This is a genomic window from Massiliimicrobium timonense (genome assembly GCF_002160865.1).
Taxonomy (GTDB): domain Bacteria; phylum Bacillota_I; class Bacilli_A; order Erysipelotrichales; family Coprobacillaceae; genus Allocoprobacillus.
Map to the genome: position 1 here is coordinate 1 of NZ_NFLJ01000098.1, position 1,027 is coordinate 1,027.

A 1,027-nucleotide genomic window follows, 5' to 3' on the forward strand; every position below is an offset into this window, starting at 1 on the left:
CTACACCACTTCCTCCATCCTTAACATCACTGTTAACGACTTGTGGTTCACTACACTTGGCGGTAACTACCTGTGGTCGGTCTATCTCCGACTGAATCCGTGCCATGCCCGGCACACAATGAAAAATGACCCTATACTTACATATAGGGTCAGTAAAAATCAATATTGATTTGTAAGAATTTGAATAATATCTTCCTCTTTTTCTATATCAAAGATATGTAATGTTAAAGAATTGAGTTGTTTCTTGTTGCTTTGTTTAATTGCTTTAATAGTATCTTTCGATAAATTTCCAAACTTCTGATTCAATTGTTTAATAAGTGTTGTAATGATCCCTTCATTACGTCCAATCTTTTTCCCTTCATTTCTCCCTTTTCTTTCTGCATTTCTGCTTATTCCTAATACATAGTCACTCATATTCGTTGCCCCTTTCTTTTTTTCAATCAGCTGATAAATACGTTCATCATGAATCAATGTCCCTAATAGACATGCTACTTCATGGCTGACTATAAACTTTTCTGGTACCTTCTTCTTTGCATAAAGAACCTTCAGTCCTGTAATCAGATCTTTATTGTCCTTGTTTTGAAATCTTGTTTCATCCAGCTTTACCATTTCTACCAGTGGATGAAATTCAACATTCATGTAACGTCTTAGGTGTCTGATGCCTCGATTCATCATCTGCTTATAGCTTCTGGCGTAGTTCCATTTCCTTTCACCATAATAAATAGCCAAAGTCATGACACCATTAATTCTTTCATGGATGTTCTTTTCATAGATATGATACTGTCTAAGATAGCTGAGATAATCATATTCCATGATTCTTTGAAACATGCCTTTATCTACGTAGGACTGATGTTCCAGTCCAATGATGCATTGCTGTCCATTCATGGTAACAAGAAGCAGATGATCTATTGTACGCTTGATTGTTTGTCCATTAGACAACAAAACACCACTGCTGTTGGAATCAAGGATGATGATATCTTGAGTATCCATTATCATTTGTCCGTCAAAGAGAATAGCATTCAAAAAA

General features: G+C 35.6%; 1 protein-coding gene. It reads right to left on the minus strand.

The genetic code is table 11. The features are described from left to right. Positions 1-159: 159 nt before the first annotated feature. A partial coding sequence (locus B5E75_RS14320; RefSeq protein ID WP_143746992.1) for an Rpn family recombination-promoting nuclease/putative transposase occupies positions 160-1,027 on the minus strand: 868 nt, incomplete at its 5' end.